This is a genomic window from Nocardia sp. NBC_00511 (genome assembly GCF_045161165.1).
Taxonomy (GTDB): domain Bacteria; phylum Actinomycetota; class Actinomycetes; order Mycobacteriales; family Mycobacteriaceae; genus Nocardia.
Window position 1 is genome coordinate 8,448,651 of record NZ_CP107849.1, and the last position, 16,494, is coordinate 8,465,144.

Annotated in this window: 15 protein-coding genes; 11 read left to right on the forward strand and 4 right to left on the reverse strand. The window is 68.1% G+C overall.

Annotated elements, in window-relative coordinates; all coding sequences use genetic code 11:
- Positions 1-17 precede the first annotated feature (17 nt).
- Entirely contained in the window at positions 18-665 is a 648-nt protein-coding gene (locus OG300_RS39165; protein ID WP_405489986.1) for a TetR/AcrR family transcriptional regulator, read from the forward strand.
- Here the strand turns inward: OG300_RS39165 and OG300_RS39170 are convergent.
- Positions 628-2,337 carry a SulP family inorganic anion transporter gene (locus tag OG300_RS39170; protein ID WP_405489988.1) on the reverse strand — a complete coding sequence of 570 codons (1,710 nt, stop codon included), beginning with the start codon at positions 2,335-2,337 and terminating at the stop codon, positions 628-630. The genes OG300_RS39165 and OG300_RS39170 overlap by 38 nt on opposite strands.
- Before the next feature lie 213 nt (positions 2,338-2,550).
- Here OG300_RS39170 and OG300_RS39175 point away from each other — a divergent pair, with 213 nt between their 5' ends.
- A complete protein-coding gene (locus OG300_RS39175; protein ID WP_405489990.1) occupies positions 2,551-3,249 on the forward strand; it encodes a GAP family protein in 699 nt (232 codons plus the stop codon).
- 85 nt (positions 3,250-3,334) lie between these two features.
- On the forward strand, positions 3,335-3,874 hold the full coding sequence (locus tag OG300_RS39180; protein WP_405489992.1) for a TetR/AcrR family transcriptional regulator: 540 nt from the start codon (positions 3,335-3,337) through the stop codon (positions 3,872-3,874).
- Here the strand turns inward: OG300_RS39180 and OG300_RS39185 are convergent.
- Complete coding sequence (locus OG300_RS39185; protein WP_405489994.1) at positions 3,871-4,581, reverse strand: TetR/AcrR family transcriptional regulator; 711 nt, start codon at positions 4,579-4,581, stop codon at positions 3,871-3,873. The two genes, OG300_RS39180 and OG300_RS39185, sit on opposite strands and share 4 nt — an antisense overlap.
- 123 nt (positions 4,582-4,704) lie before the next feature.
- Between OG300_RS39185 and OG300_RS39190 the strand changes: the two genes are divergently transcribed.
- From OG300_RS39190 to OG300_RS39210, 5 genes are read left to right on the forward strand one after another with little or no spacing between them, the layout of a single operon-like run.
- The gene (locus OG300_RS39190; protein WP_405489996.1) at positions 4,705-5,565 is read left to right on the forward strand and encodes a metal-dependent hydrolase; all 861 of its coding nucleotides are present in this window, start codon (positions 4,705-4,707) and stop codon (positions 5,563-5,565) included.
- 30 nt (positions 5,566-5,595) lie between these two features.
- Positions 5,596-6,477: a metal-dependent hydrolase gene (locus OG300_RS39195; RefSeq protein ID WP_405489998.1), complete on the forward strand. Its 882-nt coding sequence runs from the start codon at positions 5,596-5,598 to the stop codon at positions 6,475-6,477.
- A gap of 21 nt (positions 6,478-6,498) precedes the next feature.
- Positions 6,499-8,067, forward strand: coding sequence for a flavin-containing monooxygenase (locus OG300_RS39200; protein WP_405490000.1), 1,569 nt, complete (start codon positions 6,499-6,501; stop codon positions 8,065-8,067).
- Positions 8,064-8,957 carry an SDR family NAD(P)-dependent oxidoreductase gene (locus OG300_RS39205; protein ID WP_405490002.1) on the forward strand — a complete coding sequence of 298 codons (894 nt, stop codon included), beginning with the start codon at positions 8,064-8,066 and terminating at the stop codon, positions 8,955-8,957. The genes OG300_RS39200 and OG300_RS39205 overlap by 4 nt, the downstream gene beginning before the upstream one ends.
- Complete coding sequence (locus OG300_RS39210) at positions 8,954-10,012, forward strand: 2Fe-2S iron-sulfur cluster-binding protein (protein ID WP_405490004.1); 1,059 nt, start codon at positions 8,954-8,956, stop codon at positions 10,010-10,012. The genes OG300_RS39205 and OG300_RS39210 overlap by 4 nt, the downstream gene beginning before the upstream one ends.
- A gap of 13 nt (positions 10,013-10,025) precedes the next feature.
- Here the strand turns inward: OG300_RS39210 and OG300_RS39215 are convergent, their stop codons facing one another.
- Complete coding sequence (locus OG300_RS39215; protein WP_405490006.1) at positions 10,026-11,231, reverse strand: amidohydrolase; 1,206 nt, start codon at positions 11,229-11,231, stop codon at positions 10,026-10,028.
- On the reverse strand, positions 11,228-12,463 hold the full coding sequence (locus OG300_RS39220; RefSeq protein WP_405490008.1) for an MFS transporter: 1,236 nt from the start codon (positions 12,461-12,463) through the stop codon (positions 11,228-11,230). The genes OG300_RS39215 and OG300_RS39220 overlap by 4 nt, the downstream gene beginning before the upstream one ends.
- A 680-nt stretch (positions 12,464-13,143) precedes the next feature.
- Here OG300_RS39220 and OG300_RS39225 point away from each other — a divergent pair.
- Genes OG300_RS39225 through OG300_RS39235 form a run of 3 tightly spaced genes read left to right on the forward strand, consistent with a single transcriptional unit; the run spans position 13,144 to position 16,492 of the window.
- Positions 13,144-14,817 carry a thiamine pyrophosphate-binding protein gene (locus OG300_RS39225; RefSeq protein ID WP_405490010.1) on the forward strand — a complete coding sequence of 558 codons (1,674 nt, stop codon included), beginning with the start codon at positions 13,144-13,146 and terminating at the stop codon, positions 14,815-14,817.
- Entirely contained in the window at positions 14,814-15,473 is a 660-nt protein-coding gene (locus OG300_RS39230; RefSeq protein ID WP_405490012.1) for an SRPBCC family protein, read from the forward strand. The genes OG300_RS39225 and OG300_RS39230 overlap by 4 nt, the downstream gene beginning before the upstream one ends.
- Before the next feature lie 2 nt (positions 15,474-15,475).
- Positions 15,476-16,492, forward strand: a complete 1,017-nt coding sequence (locus OG300_RS39235; RefSeq protein ID WP_405490014.1) for a 3-oxoacyl-ACP synthase III family protein — start codon at positions 15,476-15,478, stop codon at positions 16,490-16,492.
- The last annotated feature ends 2 nt before the right edge of the window (positions 16,493-16,494 follow it).

Below are 16,494 nucleotides of genomic sequence, written 5' to 3' on the forward strand. Positions count from 1 at the left end.
ACAGACAGGGCGGAACCGTGGAGACACCCCGTGGCCGATACGCCGGACTCAGTGCCGACGAACGCCGGATCCAGCGCCGGGAACGCCTGCGTGAGGCCGCTCTCGAGACCATCGCGGAGGAGGGCGTCGGCGGTCTCAAGGTCCGCGCGCTGTGTGTGCGAGCGGGATTGAACGACCGGTACTTCTACGAGATCTACAGCCACACCGATCGGCTGCTCTACGAGCTGGTCGACGAGCAGCTGGCCGAGGTCGTCGCGGCCGTCATGGGTGTGATCGCCACCGAGCCCGCGGACACGCGTGTGCGGCTGCGCGCGGTCGTGGAGGCCAGTGTCGACGCCATCGCCGATCACCCCGCCCGCCGCCGCCTGACCATCGATATGCAGACCACCGACGAATTGCGCCGCCGCAGAACCGAACTGGTGAGCGTGGTCGCGGAGGTCATGCTCGATCAGGGGCGTGAACTGCTCGGCGAGGCGGCCGTCACCGGCGTGCACGCCCAGCTCGCCGCCCGCACGGTCGCGCACGGCGGCCTGGAGCTGCTCACCGAATGGCTGCGCGACGAACTGGATATCGACCGAGCCCAGCTCGTCGACTTCCTGGTGGCCATGATCCTGACCGCTTCCGAGATCACCGAGACGGTCCGTCGGGAGATGGTCGGGTCCTGAACCGGTTTGCTATCCACGTGTTGGCGAGGGCTTCCGCCTTGGTGACCGGCCCGAAGATCTCGGGCTCGGATTCGACGATGCCGCCCTCGCCGAGTTGGTCGAGAAAACCGGTGTGCTGCATGACCTTCGCCAGTTCCGGCTGCACCCCCGCGAGCACGAGTCGCCCACCGGCGTCCCGCAATTGGCGGTTGTAGCGTTCGAGCAGGCGCAGGATGGCCGAGGACGGAATATCGGGCATCACGCGCAGCACCAGGATCAGCACCGCGTCGTGCGCGCCGGAGACGTCGGGCAGACTTTCCTCGAGCCGGGGGAGTTCGGCGAAGAAGCTGCTGCCCCGATAGTCGACGATGGTGACCTTGCCGGGCGGAAGTGCCTGCGGCACAGCGGTAATGGTCCAGTCACCCGCCGCGTTGCGCTCCAGTCCGGTGAGCTGGATCTGACGAGCCGCCTGCACGCAGTACAGCAGCAGCGACAGCACCGCCCCGATCACGATGGCCTGCTGCAACGGCAACTGGGTGGTGGCGGCGAAGGTGGCGACCAGGGCGGCGGTCGACAGCCACGAGGTGTGGAGCACCAGTTCGATGTCTTTGACCTTGCCCCAGATCAGTTCACCGCCGACCACCAGGATGAGACCGCCGATCACCGGCATGGGAATGCGTTCGGCCAGACCACCGCAGATCAGCACCACCAGCGCCAGGAACGCACCGGAAATGACTCCGGCCCAACGGGTTCGGGCTCCGACGCCGGCCGCGACGCCGGTGCGCGAGAGCGACCCGCCGGAGGGCAGTGCCTGGAACAGCCCGCCGCCCAGATTCGCGATGCCCTGAGCGGTGAAGTCCGAGTTGACCTTCGAGCGGGTGCCGTCCGGATTCGGCATGGAGGGCGCGACACTGGCGGCCTGCGCGAGCGCCACCAGCGCCACCGACAGCGCGCCCGCCGCCAGGTGCGGCATCGCGCCCCAATTCGGAAGCGACAGACCCGGCAGCGCGGCCGGGATGTGGGCGATATCCGAGACCTGTTCGACGTGGGTGCCCAGCAGCGCCACCGCGACGCTGACCACGACCATGGCGACCAGCAGGGCGAGGGCCTCGAGCCGTGGAATCATCCGGGCCACCGCCCACACCGCGATGGTCGCCACCGCCACCCAGGTCGCCGACGCCTGCCAGTGCCCGATCCCGGTGAGCCAATTCCATACCTGGACAAGCTTGTTGTGCCCGGCGGGCTTGTATCCGGTGGCGTCCTTGAACACGCCCGTCATGATCTGTAGCGCGATCCCGGTGGAGAACCCGACCATCACCGCGTTGGACACGAAGCTCATGACGACCCCGAGCCGCAGCACGCCCATCAGCACCATGACCACGCCGACCAGCAGCGTCAGCGCGGCGAGGTTGCCCGGATCGTGCGGATCGAGTCCGGCGGTGGCCAGGGCCGACTGCCCGGTCAGGGCGATGGCACTGGTCAGGGTGGTGACCATCAGCACCGTCGAGGCGGTCAGTGAGCCCAGGATCGGCGGCACCACGCCCGCGTAGAGCCCGGCGACCGGATTGAATCCGGCGATGGACGCGTAGGCCATGCCCTCGGGAATGCTGAACAGACCGGTCGCCATACCAGCGGTGACGTCCTTGGCGGTCGGCTTACCGAGCCGACGCAGCCACGACACACCTGGATTCACGCGCCGCCTCCTCGCTACCGGGATGTACGACGACACCCTCGAAAGTCTCTCTGCGGACACTCTTCACACCGTCTTCGGTGCCAGCCTCACACATTTCGGGTGAACATTCAGCAATTTGTCGACAGGGTGGATTTCGATGGTGAATTGTGACGGGATAACCACCGGATTACCCGGATAACGAGCAGGAGACGCGTCGGTCGTGGCGGGTCGCGAGTGGAAGGTTGGTGCCCTGAATTGGGTTCAGCTATCGGTCAGATACTCGGTCATGCGACCGCCGTGGCGATCAGTCCCATCCCACTCATCGCCATTGTGCTGATGCTCACCACGCCGCGTGGCCGGGCCAACGGGTTGGCCTTCGCGGCGGGCTGGATTCTCACCATCGTCGCCGCGCTGGTCGTGCTCGGCACCGTGTCGGGAGTCCTCGGCGCGAACCGGTCCGGCCATCCCGCGTCCTGGGTGCCGTGGTTCAAGCTGGTGTTCGGTCTGCTGATACTCGCCATGGCCACAGCGCAATTCGTGAAGCTGCGCAGGCAGGTCGAGACCGGGTCGGTCGAGCAGCCCGGGTGGATGAACAAGCTCGACGAATTCACCCCGATCAAGAGTGCCACCCTGGCCGCGACCCTGGTCGTGGCCAACCCCAAGAACCTGACCCAGCTCATCGTCGGCGCGCTCACCATCACCTCGCTGACCCCGGGGTCCGGAAATCGGGCGCTGGCCGCACTGGTCTTCGTGGTGCTGGCCGCGCTGTGCGTGGTCGTTCCGCTGCTCGTGCACACCATCGGCGGCGATCGGGCCGCCGCGACCCTGGCCACCTGGAAGGAATGGACGGTTCGCAACAACACCCTCGTGATGGGCATCCTGTTCCTGGTGCTGGGCATGAAGTCTCTCGGAGACGGCATCGCGGGATTGTGATCGGTACGGGAGAGTGCCTCGCCCCTGGACGAATCCGGGGTCAGCTCGCAGGATGAGACCTGATCTCGGAGCTCGAGGAGTGGATGTGGTGCAGCAGCGCGTGGATTGGCTGGCGGGCGGGGTGCGGCGGTCGGTGGCGGCCGATCGGATCGTGGGGACCGCCACGCAGCTGTTCCAGGAGCGCGGATTCGATCACGTCGGCATGGACGATGTGGCCGCGGCCGTGGGATGTTCGCGCGCCACGCTCTACCGGCACTATCGCGGCAAGCCCGCCCTGATCGACGCGGTGATGGCCCGGGCGGCGGTGTCGGTGGCCGAGCGGGTCAGTGTCGCGGTCGGCCGCTACGAGGGCGCGCGCCGGATCGTGGAGGCCATTCTGGCGTCGGTGAGCGCGGTGCGCTCGGATCCGGTGCTGGCGCGCGGTTTCGCGGTCAGCCGCGCGGGCGGCAGCGACAGCGCCTTCGCGACTTCCCCGGAACTGGGTCGCCTCGCCACGCTGCTCACCGGGATCGCGCCGGATGACGAAGCGGCGCAATGGATCGTGCGGGTGGTGCTGTCGCTGCTGTCGTGGCCGCTCGCCGACGCCGCCAGCGAACGGCGCATGGTGGAGCGATTCGTGCGCTAGTGGTTCGGCTGCTCGGACAGCGCCGGCACCAGTGGGGCCTCGGGATCCAGTGTGAGACCGCGGGATTCGGCGGTGGCCGAGAGCGCGCCCCAGGTGAAGGCGGTCAACTGCTCGGAAAGTTCCTTGGCGGTGATGGCCGGTTCGTTGAGCCAGCGCAGCACGCCCAGTCCGATCGCGCCCAGCAGTGCGTCCACCACGAACTGGGTGTGGTCGCCGTCCGCGCCGCGCACCCGCAGCACGCCGGAGAAGAAGCCAGCGACTGTATCGGACAGTGGGCGGCCGTCCTCCAGCAGACGGCTCGCGCCGAAGGCCGCGACCACGTGTGAGCTGACGATGAAGCGGAACAGATTGGGGCGCTCGGCGACCAGATCGATGTAGGCCGACAGCGCGGTGCGCACGGCCTCGCGCACCGGGCCGGTCGGATCCAGGTGCGGGGTGACGCGTTCGACGATGAGCTGCTGCACCGATCCGCTGACGGCGGCGAGCAATTCGACCTTGTCGCCGAAGAAGCGGTAGAGCTTGGGCCGGGGGATGCCCGCGGTCTTGACCACGTCGTCTATCGACAGATCGGGCCCGTGGGTGTCGATGGCCCGGATGGTGGCCTCGATGAGTTCGGCCCGCACCAGCGCGCGGTGCGAATGCCAGCGGTCGTGGCGGGCATCGCCCTTCACCTCGGCCGGGCGGTCGCGTCGCGGGTGAGAGGCCATGCGGCAGATTGTAATTCGATCGGATGTCGAACACCCCTTGTGTGGTGTCTGGGACAATCCTACACTGGCCTTACATCGAACACTCAGTACTAGGTACTTCGTGTTGCACCAAGGATGGTCCAGATGACGAATACCCTTCCGGCGCAGACCTATCCCAAGGCCCGCCGCATCAGATTCCGTTTCGATCAACGCGCCTCGAACGACAAGTACTTCGTCGAAAACGACATGGTCTACAGCCATTTCGTGGCCGGCATGTCCGGCGGCTTCCCCGCCGGTGAGGAGTCCTTCATTCGTTCGGTCCGCCGCGTCGCCGACCGCATCACCGATCCACACCTGCGCAAACGCGTCACCGGCTTCGTCGGCCAGGAGGCCATGCACGGGCAGGAACACCGCAAACTCAACGACAAGCTGGTCGAACTGGGCTACCCCATCGCCTGGCTCGACTCCGAGAAGGCCAAGGCGCGCATGTTGGCCATCGAGGAACGCATCCCGCCCGAGGTACACCTGGCCATGACCGCGGCGGCCGAGCACTACACCGCCGTACTGGCCGAGCGCGTCCTGGGCAGCGACGAGATCCAGCAGATTCCGGGTGACCCCGAGGTCTGGAACCTGCTCAATTGGCATGCGCTGGAAGAACTCGAGCACAAGTCGGTGGCCTTCGACGTCTTCCGGGCCGTCGGCGGCACCGAGGGCACCCGCATCGGGGTCATGCTCGCCATGTACTCGCTGACACTGCCGCTGACCTACCTGAGCCTGGCGCTGGCCGTGGTCCGCGACGACACCGCGCGGCGACAGCCGGTGCGGGTGGCCCGGGAGGCGTACCGGCTGTTCACCGGCCCGGTCTTCCGCGGCCTGATGCCGGAGCTGGCCAAGTATCTGCGCCCCGGCTTCCACCCCGACGACATCGACACCTCGGGTCTGCTGTCCCGTTGGCAGCGTGAGCTTTTCGGCAATGACGGGGTCCTCGTAGACCACCTGAAGTAAGACAACTCCATCGCAAGAAAGGACCGACCAATGGCGATCGGTCGGCAGGAAACCACCTCCCCCATGCCCTACCCGAAGGTGCGCCGCATGCGCTTCCGGTTCGGCGAACCCGAGCCCATGGCACACCAGTTCGTCCAGGGCGACATCCCACTCACCCATCTGATCGCGGTGCTCTCCGGCGCGTTCCCGCCCGGCGAGGAATCCTTCATCCGCTCGGTGCGCAAATTCTCCGGTGACCTCACCGATCCCGTGCTCAAGAAGCGGGTGGCCGGATTCATCGGCCAGGAGGCCGTGCACGGGCAGCAGCATCGGCGCTTGAACGACCAGCTCATCGCCAACGGCTTCCCGATCGTGCGGCTGTTCACCTTCGGACCGGGCGCGGCCCGGGAGCGCGGCGTGATCGCGGTCGAGAACCTGGTTCCGCGCCAGGTGCACCTGGCCTTCACCGCCGCGGCCGAGCACTACACCGCGACGCTGGCCAAGCGGGTGCTGGGCACCCAGGAGATACAGGACATCCCCGGCGATCCGGAGGTCTGGAACCTGTTGAACTGGCACGCATTCGAGGAACTCGAGCACAAGTCGGTGGCCTTCGACGTGTATCGCGCGGCGGGCGGTCAGGAGGCGGTGCGGATCGGCGTGATGGCCGGGATGTACGTGCTCACCCTGCCGGTGGTGTCGCTGGGCGTGTTCGCCTCGATCCTCAGCGATCCGCGCAGCTGGCGGCCATTGAAGGTGGCGCGGCAGTCGATTCGGCTGGCGCGCGGGCCGATCGTGAAGGGTCTGCTCGCGGAGATGCGGCCGTATATGCGGCCGGGCTTCCACCCCGACGACATCGACACCGAGACGCTGCTCGAGCAGTGGCGTCGGGAGTTGTTCGGCGCGGACGGCGAACTGCTCGATCGCCTCGGCTGAGACAAGGATTCGAGGAAAACCATGGCACACGTCGGTGGCAGTCGTGCGCCCGCCGGAGTCCGCCCCGACCACGAGGTCATCGTGGTCGGGGCCGGATTCGGGGGCATCGGCACCGGTATCGCATTACAGCGCAAGGGTATTCACGATTTCGTGATCGTCGACAAATGGGATCGGGTGGGCGGCACCTGGCACGCCAACACCTATCCCGGGGTGGCGGTCGACATTCCGTCGTTCATCTACAGCTTCTCCTACGAGCAGCGCGGGGACTGGTCGCGGATCTTCGCGCCCGGCACCGAGCTGCGCGATTATGCCGAGGGCATGGTCGACAAGTACGGCCTGCGGGACAAACTGCGGCTGAACACCACCATCGTGGCGGCCGACTTCGATGATCGAAACAGCCTGTGGCGCTTGCGCACCGACGGTGGGCAGCAGCTCACCGCGCGGCACGTGGTGCTGGCCATCGGCGGGCTGGAACGCCCCAAGATGCCCGACATCGAGGGCCTCGACAGCTTCGGCGGCACCCTGATGCACACCGCCATGTGGGACCACGATGTCTCGCTGACGGGCAAGCGGGTCGCCGTGATCGGTACGGGAGCCACCGCGCTACAGCTGATTCCGGCGATCGTGGACCAGACCGAGCACCTCACGGTCTTCCAGCGCACCCCCATCTGGGTGTTCCCGAAGAACGACGCCGAGGTGGGCCGGACCGGACGGCAGGTGCTGGGCAACCCGCGCATCCGCTCGGCACTGCGGCTGGTCGGCAACCTGGGCACCGAGGTGGCCATGAGCGGCATGGTGGCGGGCCCGCAGTGGCTCACCACCGCGACCCGCCGGGCCGCCGAGATCCCCATCCGGCGCTGGATGCGCGCCCAGGTCGAGGATCCGCAGCTACGGGAAAAGCTCACGCCGCGTTACGGATTGGGCTGCAAGCGGCCCTCGATGTCCAACGACTACCTGCGCACCTTCAACCGTGCCGACGTCAGCCTGGTCACCGAATCCATCGAGCGCGTCACCGAGCACGGCGTGATCACCGCCGACGGCGTCGAGCACGAGATCGATGTGCTGGTGTGCGCCACCGGATTCAAGCTCTGGGACAAGGGTGCGATCCCGCCGTTCCCGGTGCGCGGCCGCGGCGGCAAGGACCTCGAACAATTCTGGGACGAGCACCGCTACCAGTCCTACCAAGGGGTTTCGGTACCCGGATTCCCCAACGCGTTCACCATCACCGGTCCCTACGGGTTCGTGCTCGGGTCCTATATCTGGATGATCGAGGCCACCTCGGCGCATCTGGCCCGGGCCATCGCGGAGTCGAATCGGCGCGGCACCACCGAGATCGAGATCCGGCAGGAGGTGCACGACGAGTACTTCCAGCGCTGCCTGCGGCGACAGCAGAAGAACTTCCTGTTCACGCCGGTGTGCGACGGATCCAATACCTACTACCTCGACAACCACGGCGACTCGCCGTTCCGTCCCTCCACCCACGGCGAGATGTACTGGCAGAACCGCCATTTCGATCTCGACGTCTACCGCTACACCGTGGCCGCGACGGCCGCGTCCGAACCCGCCGTGCTGTCCGAGGAGGCGTTGTGAAGTTCAACGATATCGATCCGCGACTGGTCGTGGTCACCGGTGCGGGCAGCGGGATCGGGCGGGCCACCGCGCTGCGCTTCGCCCGGCACGGCGCGCAGGTGATCGTCTCCGACATCGACAAGGACGCCGCACTGGGGACCGTCGCCATCATCCGGTCCAAGGGGCACCGCGCGGTCGCCATGCAGCTCGACGTCACCGATCCGGCGGCCTGGACCGAGTTCGCCCGCGACGTGCACGCCGACCACGGGGTGCCGGATGTGCTGGTCAACAATGCGGGAATGCTGGTCAGCGGCGCGTTTCTGGATCTGGAACCGCAGGACTGGGAGCGGCAGCTGGGCGTGAACCTGCTCGGGGTCGTCTACGGCTGTCGCGCGTTCGGGCGGTTGATGATCGACGAGGGCAAGCGCGGGCACATCGTGAACATCGCCTCGGCGGCCGCCTTCACCCCGACGCCGGTGATGTCGGCGTACTCGGTCTCCAAGGCCGGGGTGAAGATGCTCACCGAATGCCTGCGCCTGGAACTCGCGCCCAAAGGCGTTGGTGTCAGCGCGATCTGCCCCGGAGTGATCAACACCAATATCGGGGCGCACGCGGTCGCGGTCGGCGTCGATCAGGCACTGGTGGAGCGCGGGCAGCAGATCATGACCCAGGTCCAGGAACTGGCGCAGCGGCTGCCGTTCTCGCCGATGAGCCCGGACCTGGTGGCGCGGGCGGTGGAACGCGCCGTCCACTACGACCTGGCGGTGGTCCCGGTCCGCACCGAGGCGTGGCTGGGCTACTTCATGCTGCGGATCGCGCCGGGCGTGAATCGCCGGATGACACAACCCTTGTCGATGGAACGGATCCAAGCCGCCGGGGAGATGCTCCTCGGCAGGGGAGGTACCCGTTGAACGCACGCGCCCACCGGATCAAGGTGCGCGAGGTTGTCAGCGAGACCGCGGACGCGGTCTCGCTGATCTTCGATATCCCGACCGACCTCGGCCGCCGATTCGCGTATTCGCCCGGACAGTATTTGACCGTCCAGGTCCCCAGCGACCGCACCGGATCGGTGGCCCGCTGCTACTCGCTCTCCAGCAGCCCGCACTGCGACGAGCGGCCGACTGTGACCGTCAAGCGGACCGCGGGCGGATACGCCTCGAACTGGCTGTGTGACAACGTCTCTCCGGGAGACATCCTCACCGTGCTGGAACCGGCCGGGAACTTCGTGCCCCGCACCTGGAATCACGACCTGCTGCTGTTCGCGGCGGGCAGCGGCATCACGCCGATCATGTCGATCCTGAAGTCCGCGCTGACGCTCGGCCGCGGCAATATCGTGCTGCTGTACGCGAATCGGGACCGGGACTCGATCATCTTCGCGGCCGCACTGCGAGAGCTGGTGCGGCGCAACCCACGCCGACTCACCGTCACCCACTGGCTGGAGAGCGAACGCGGACTGCCGAGTTCCCGCGCCATCGCGACCTGGGCGCGACCGCATCGCCACCACGACATCTATCTGTGTGGCCCAGCGGGTTTCGCGTCGGCGGTGAAACAGGGGCTGGGGCAGCTGCGCGTCCACGCCCGCGACATCCGGCAGGAGGAGTACCGCTCACTGAGCGACAACCCGTTCGAACACCATGCCCCGGTGGCCGTCGAACCCGCGCCCACCGCACCGGTCGTGCCCTCCGCCACCACCGCGACGGTCCGGGTCGAGATCGACGGCGAAAACCACACGCTGCCGTGGCCGCGTGGCAAGAAGCTGCTCGACGTCCTGCTCGACCACGGCATCGACGCGCCCTACGTCTGCCGCGAATCCGCCTGCGGCACCTGCGTGTGCACCGTCGCGCAGGGTCGCACCCGGATGATCCAGAACGAATCCCTCATCGAGGAGGAGCTGGCGGCGGGCCTGACCCTGGCCTGCCAGACCCTCCCCGAATCGGATGAGGTCTCGATCGTCTTCGATCAGTAACCGCGAAAGCTACTCAGGCGCGGGCGAGTTCGGCGCGCGCCGCGGTGAGCATGGTGGTGATCGCGGCGGGCAGCGCCTGCGCCGGATCGGGGGCGAAACGCGGCGAATGGTTCGAGGCGAAATGCGGCGGCAGCGCGCCCTCGGCCAGCATGTGCGCCTGGTCGTCGGCGGTGAAGCGGGCCGGGTCGATACCGCCGATGTGCCAGAACACCGACGGCGCACCGGCGGCCGTGCCGAACATGCCGAAATCCTCACTGCCGGTGATCGGATGCTCCATCGGCAGCACCGGCAGTCCGGCGGCGGTCAGGGTGGCGAGCACCCGCTCGGTGTCGCCGGGCGTGTTCTCGGTGACCGGGAAGTGGTCGAAGAACTCCACCTTCGGATCCTGCTGCGCACCTTGGGCATTCGCCTCGGCCAGGGCCATGCGCTGGATATCGGCGATCATCCGATCGCGGGAACCGTCGGTGAAGGTGCGCAGGCTCAACAGCACCTCGGAATTGTCGGCGATGATATTGGGCCGGGTGCCCGCGTGCAGCGCGCCCGCGGTGAGCACCGGCGCGTTGGCGGTCGCGGTCTGACGCGCGGCCAGCGACTGCAACCGCACCACCAGCGACGCCGCCATCAGCAGCGGATCGATGGCGGTCTGCGGCTGCGACGCGTGACCGCCCTTGCCGCGGAAGGTGACCCGCACCGAATCCGAGGCCGCCATCAGCGTGCCCGACTTGCTCAGAATGATGCCCGCGGGCAGCGGGCTGACATGCTGGCCCAGCACGATGCGCGGATGCGGGAAGCGGTCCAGCAGACCATCGTTCAGCATGTCCTGCGCGCCCGAACCGGTCTCCTCGGCGGGCTGGAACAGCGCCACCACCGTGCCGGTCACCGGCTGCGCGACCAACTCGGCGCACGCCCCGAGCAGCGCGGTGACATGCACGTCGTGGCCGCAGGCGTGCATGACGCCGGGCACCTTCGACGCGTAGTCCAGACCGGTCTCCTCCTGCACCGGCAGCGCGTCCATATCGGCGCGCAACCAGATCACCGGGCCGGGCCCACCGCGCAGCACGCCGACAACACCGGTGCCGCCGACGTTCTCGGTCACCTCCCAGCCGGGCATGGCGCGCAGCTCCTCGGCCACCAGACGGGCCGTGGCGTGCTCCTCGCCCGACAGCTCCGGGTGCGAGTGCAGCTGCCGGTAGACCTGCTGCCAGTGCGCGTCGGTCATGTGTGACTCTCCTTCGACGGGACGGTCGCCGCGACGCGCCGGGCCACACTCGCCCGGAACGCCTCGGCGGTTTGCGGAACCACGGTCGCCGCCAGCAGTGCCAGCAGCGGGCCGAGGGCCATGGTTTCGAACGCGGTGGTGTACGAGACGTGATCGGTCACCACGCCGAACGCCAGCGGACTGAGCACTCCCGCCAGCTGACCACCGAAAATAATCACTCCGGACGCCGCACCCAGGTAGGCGCTCGGCAAGGCGCGCAACGGAACCGAGAACGCGGGCATGTACGCCAGGCCCGCGGCCAGGCTCATCGCCGTGCCGACGAGCACGAACATCGGGAACGAGCCCATCCGGGGCAGCACGAAAAGCATTGCGGCCGTGAAGGCCATCGCCGGGACCACGATCAGCCGGGGCCGCCCGCCGATCCGATCCGACAGCCGCGCGCCGAGCACCACTCCGACCGCGGCGGCCAGCGTGGAGGGGACCGCCGCGAAGGCTATGCCCGCCATGGAGATTCCGCGCTGCTCGTGCAGGAAGGTCGGCGTCCACGCGGTCACACCCCACACCAGCACGTCGTAGCCGAAGAAGATCACCGCGAAGCCGGCCAGCGCGGGGGAGAACAGCACGGCGCGCCGATCGGCCGGACTGCCGTCGACCATCGGAATCTCGTCCTGCGCCAACGGCTCCGGCATCCACCGCCGCCAGGCCACGATGACCGCGACGCCCAGCACCGAGATGACCGCGAACATCGCCCGCCAGCCGACCGTGGGCAGCAGCACGCCCGCGATCACCGCGGCCAGCAGCAGGCCGGCCGCATTGGAGGCATTGGTCCAGCCGGTCGCGGTGGTCCGCTGCTCCGGATAGGTGCGCTCGGCCAGCGCCTTGAGGGCCGCGGCCGGGAACACGCCCTGGACCAGACCGAACAGGAACCGCATGGCCAGCAGCGCGGTGAAAGACCAGGCGAGCGCGGTCAATCCGGTGAACACCGACCAGGCCGTCAGCCCGATGACGCCGATCTTCAACGCGCCGTACCGATCGGCCAGCAACCCGCCCGGAATCTGGGCCAGCGCGTAGGCCGCGAAGAACACCGAAACCAGCAGCCCCAGGCCGGTGTGATCGAGGCCGAGATCATCGCCGATCGAGGGCAGCGCGAAATTCAGCACGGTGCGGTCGATGTAGTCGACAACCCACGCCGCGAACAGCAGCATGACGGTTATCCGGGTGGTGCGCGGCATCCAGGCCCCTTCACGGCGGGAGGAGTGGCTGTCTGCCACCCTGGCCCCCAAGCCCGAGAATACGACCGATTTGCCGGATATCGCCATCCGTCAAAACCTGGGTGCCCGAATCCGCCGCGCCCGGTCGGCGACCCGGATTCCGGGCTCGGCGAACCACTCGCAAACGACGGTATGGGGGCGATTCCGTGCCTTCCGCCTCCCACGTCGACGTGGTCGTGAACTCTGGCCCGGTCGCGTTTCGCCCCGCTGACCGAGTCTCTTGCGACCGCGCGGTATCGAGTGCTGGTGCGTGGGTATGCGGGGACCGTCGGGGCGTGCTTGCGGCGGAACCTTGTACAGCTGACCAGTTTCCGGCTCGCGCCGGTGGCCCTGCTGAATGCGAGGTTCGGGATGCCGACTCGCCGGGTGCGGCACCCGGTTGAACCGGCACGCGGCTCCGAACGTTGAACTCTATGAACCGGCCCGCAGCCGGTAGCTGTCGAAATGCGATCCGGACCGATGCCTCGGCCGATCGGGACCCCGCCGCCGCTGTCCACGGTGGGGTCTTCGCCTACCCGAATACGGTGCGTACCAGCATCTTTCAGGCAATTGTGTGACCCGTGACACATTGCTGTGAGTTGGCCCAGACAGTTACGTTGTGACAGATACATCGCGCACAAGGTAATTCGGATTGGGGGATCGTGTCCGACCAAGCACCGGAAACTCGCACCGTGGCCGACCGCATCGTCGAGCGGCTCGCGGCGCACACCGACCACCTCTTCGGGGTGGGCGGTGCGAACATCGAGGACCTCTACGACGCTGTGCAGCGACGCGCGGATCTCACCGGCATCGTGGCCAAGCACGAGTTCGGGGCCGCCACCATGGCGGACGGATATGCCCGCGCCACCGGACATCTCGGCGTGGTGGCGGCGACCTCCGGCGGTGGAGCGCTCAATCTGATTGCCGCGCTGGGGGAATCGTTCGACTCCCGGATTCCGGTACTGGCGCTCGTCGGCCAGCCGCCGACCGTGCTCGAGGGGCGCGGCGCGTTCCAGGACACCTCCGGCGGCGCGGACCGGCTCGACGCCGAGGCCGTCTTCGGGTCGGTATCGCGATACTGCGCCAAAGTCGTTCGGCCGCAGGACATCGACGAGGAACTCGACCGGGCCATCACGATCGCGCTGACCGGCGGACCGGCAGTACTGCTGCTGCCCAAGAACATTCAGGCCGCACCCGCGTCGGACTCGGAGTCCACTGCGGACGACGGACCCGCGACGGCGTCCGGCGCCCACGCCGCGACCCTGCCCGACCGGGCGACGGCGTTGCTGACCGGAGTGCCCGTGGGCGGTTCGGTGGTGATCCTGGCCGGACCGGAGATCGCCAGGGCGGATGCCCGCGCCGAACTCGCCGCCGCCGCGGCGGCCTGGGACGCCACCGTGCTGGTGACCCCGGATGCCAAGGACGCCTTCCCGAATCGGGATCCCCGCTTCGGCGGTGTCACCGGCGTCATGGGGCATCCGCACGCGGCCGCACTCGTCGCCGAGGCGGCGCTGTGCGTGCTGGCCGGTGCGCCGCTGTCGATGACCGCGCGCGCCGGACTCGACGACGCGCTCGCGGCCTGCCCGCGGGTACTGCATCTGGGCATCGAGGAGCCGTTCGTTCCGATCCACGCCCGCGCGGCGGGCGACCTCGCCGCCGGGCTCGCCGCACTGGCCGCGCTCGGATCGGTGGAACATGCTGTCGCACAGCGTGCTTCACGCGTGGTGCCGGAATTGACGGTGCCCCCGGCCTCCGGGCCCGGCGTGCGCTACCGGGCCGCGGTCGCCGCGCTGGAGGCCGCGCTGGAACCGGGGACCGATGTGGTGGCCGACGCCGGGAACACCGGCGCCGCGGTCGTGCACCACCTGCGCGTCCCCGAGGACGGCCGCTTCCTCATCGCGCTCGGCATGGGCGGTATGGGCTACTCGTTCGGCGCGGGCATCGGCAGCGCGCTCGGCCGTCGCCGCCGCACCGTCGTGGTCGCCGGGGACGGTGCGTATTTCATGCACGGCAACGAGATTCACACCGCCGTCGAATATCGGGCCCCGGTCACCTTCGTGGTCTTCAACAACAACGCGCACGCCATGTGCGTCACCCGCGAGCAGGTCTTCTACTCCGGCGACTACAGCTTCAACCGCTTCCGGTCCACCGAGATCGGGGCGGGCGTCGCCGCCATGTTCCCGGAGCTCCCGGCCTGGACCGCACGCACGCTGGCCGACTTCGAGAACGCGCTGGACAAGTCCCGGGACATTCCCGGACCCGCCTTCATCGAACTCCAGTGTGACCCAGACGAAATCCCGCCCTTCGCCCCCTTCCTGAAGGAGTCCCGCCCATGACCGAGACCGTCAAGGCCGAACCCATCGAGGTCCCCGACCTCGGCATCCCCGGCGTCTACCGCATCGAGTCCATGGCTCTCAAGGAGGGCATGCCGCTGGTGCTGGACATGACCCGCGCGGTGTACCCGCACGACGAGATCTTCGGGCAGTACTGCACCGTCACCGAATACATCGACGCGCCGCCGCAGCAGGTGTTCGAGTACCTCGCCGACACCCGCAGCCTGTGCGAATGGACCTACAGCATGCGAGGTTTCGAGCGCACCGAGGATCCGGAGGTGTGGGCCTCCGACGACCGGATCGGCTCGCACACCCGCATCTACACCCGCACCGTCTCGCACGCCGACGCCATGACCGTCGACTACCACTGCTCCTGGGACCAGGCCGACCACCTGTGGATGATCTACCTGATGCGCGTGGTGGACGCGCAGGTCGTGCTGAACAAGCCGGGCTGCGTGGTCACCTGGACCAACTGCCACCACCCTTTCTACGACGACAACGGCTACCCGGAGACCGCGCCCGCCGACCGCCCGGTCTGGGTGGGCGACTTCTGGCACCTCTTCGCCGCCGGGCACCTGCTGGAACTGCGCAACCTCAAGGCGATCTGCGAGCACCGGCACGCCGCCGGTCAGCCGATCAAGCCGGAATGGATGGACTGAACATGAGCATCGACACCGTCAGCCTGCTCGACATCTCTGGGTATCTGCCCGAGAACATCGTTCCCGCAGACTATTTCGTGCAGCACGCCGACCCGGACGAGGTCACCTCGAACTTCATGTTCAAGGCTCCGAAGTTCCGCCACCACGTCGCCGTCGGCGAGACACCCGCCGATATGGCCGAGCGCGCGGTCGCCCCGATCCTGGAGCGGCAGGGCCGGGACACGTTGCGCGACATCGACGTTCTGATCGTGCACACCCAGCTGCCCGAGATCGGCATCGTCGGCAGCGGCGGCGAGGTGGCCGCCCGCCTGGGCATCGCCCCCGAATGGCTGATCGACCTGCACAACGGCGGCTGCGCATCCTTCGTCTACGGCATGAAGCTGGCGCGGCAGATCCTGCTGAGCACCGACGCCCGCTCGGCGTTGATCGTCACCGTCCAGAACGTGGCCGGGCAGATCTTCACCCAGGAGCAGGTGCGCGGCAAGGCGCAGGCCGCCATCCCCGGCGACGGCGCGGGCGCGGGACTGCTGGTGAAATCGGCGGTTTCGCCGATCCTGGACATCGAGACCCGGCATCTGCCGGAATTCGCCGGGCAGATGACCGTCATCGCCGACCCGCCGCGCAAGTACTGGGAGGCCGGGGACGGGCAGATGCACGTCGGCTTCACCGAATCCAAGATCGCGAAGGTGCTGCAACGCGGCAACCGGCTGGTGCCCGAGGTGGCGCAGGCGGTGTGCGGACGGATCGGGGTGCCCTCGCAGGACCTGGATCTGCTGGTCACCAATCAGCCCAACCGGGCCTTCCTGCGCAACTGGCGCGACGCCCTGCAACTGCCGCCGGACAAGCACCCCGACACCTTCGACGACTGCGGAAACCTGTTCGGCGCGGGCATTCCCGTCACCTTCGACCGGGCCGTCGACGAGGGCCGGGTCCCGGCCGGATCGCTGGTCATGTTCGCGGGCTTCGCGCACGCCGGTGACTTCGCCGGCGCCGCGGCGGTCCGCTGGGGCGGACGCTGAGA

Bases quoted from the DNA above. Each gene is read 5' to 3' on its own strand.
- OG300_RS39235 (WP_405490014.1), top strand. From the start codon at position 15,476: ATGAGCATCGACACCGTCAGCCTGCTCGACATCTCTGGGTATCTGCCC.
- OG300_RS39195 (WP_405489998.1), top strand. From the start codon at position 5,596: ATGGCGATCGGTCGGCAGGAAACCACCTCCCCCATGCCCTACCCGAAG.
- OG300_RS39220 (WP_405490008.1), bottom strand. From the start codon at position 12,463: ATGCCGCGCACCACCCGGATAACCGTCATGCTGCTGTTCGCGGCGTGG.
- OG300_RS39215 (WP_405490006.1), bottom strand. From the start codon at position 11,231: ATGACCGACGCGCACTGGCAGCAGGTCTACCGGCAGCTGCACTCGCAC.
- OG300_RS39190 (WP_405489996.1), top strand. From the start codon at position 4,705: ATGACGAATACCCTTCCGGCGCAGACCTATCCCAAGGCCCGCCGCATC.
- OG300_RS39230 (WP_405490012.1), top strand. From the start codon at position 14,814: ATGACCGAGACCGTCAAGGCCGAACCCATCGAGGTCCCCGACCTCGGC.
- OG300_RS39185 (WP_405489994.1), bottom strand. From the start codon at position 4,581: ATGGCCTCTCACCCGCGACGCGACCGCCCGGCCGAGGTGAAGGGCGAT.
- OG300_RS39200 (WP_405490000.1), top strand. From the start codon at position 6,499: ATGGCACACGTCGGTGGCAGTCGTGCGCCCGCCGGAGTCCGCCCCGAC.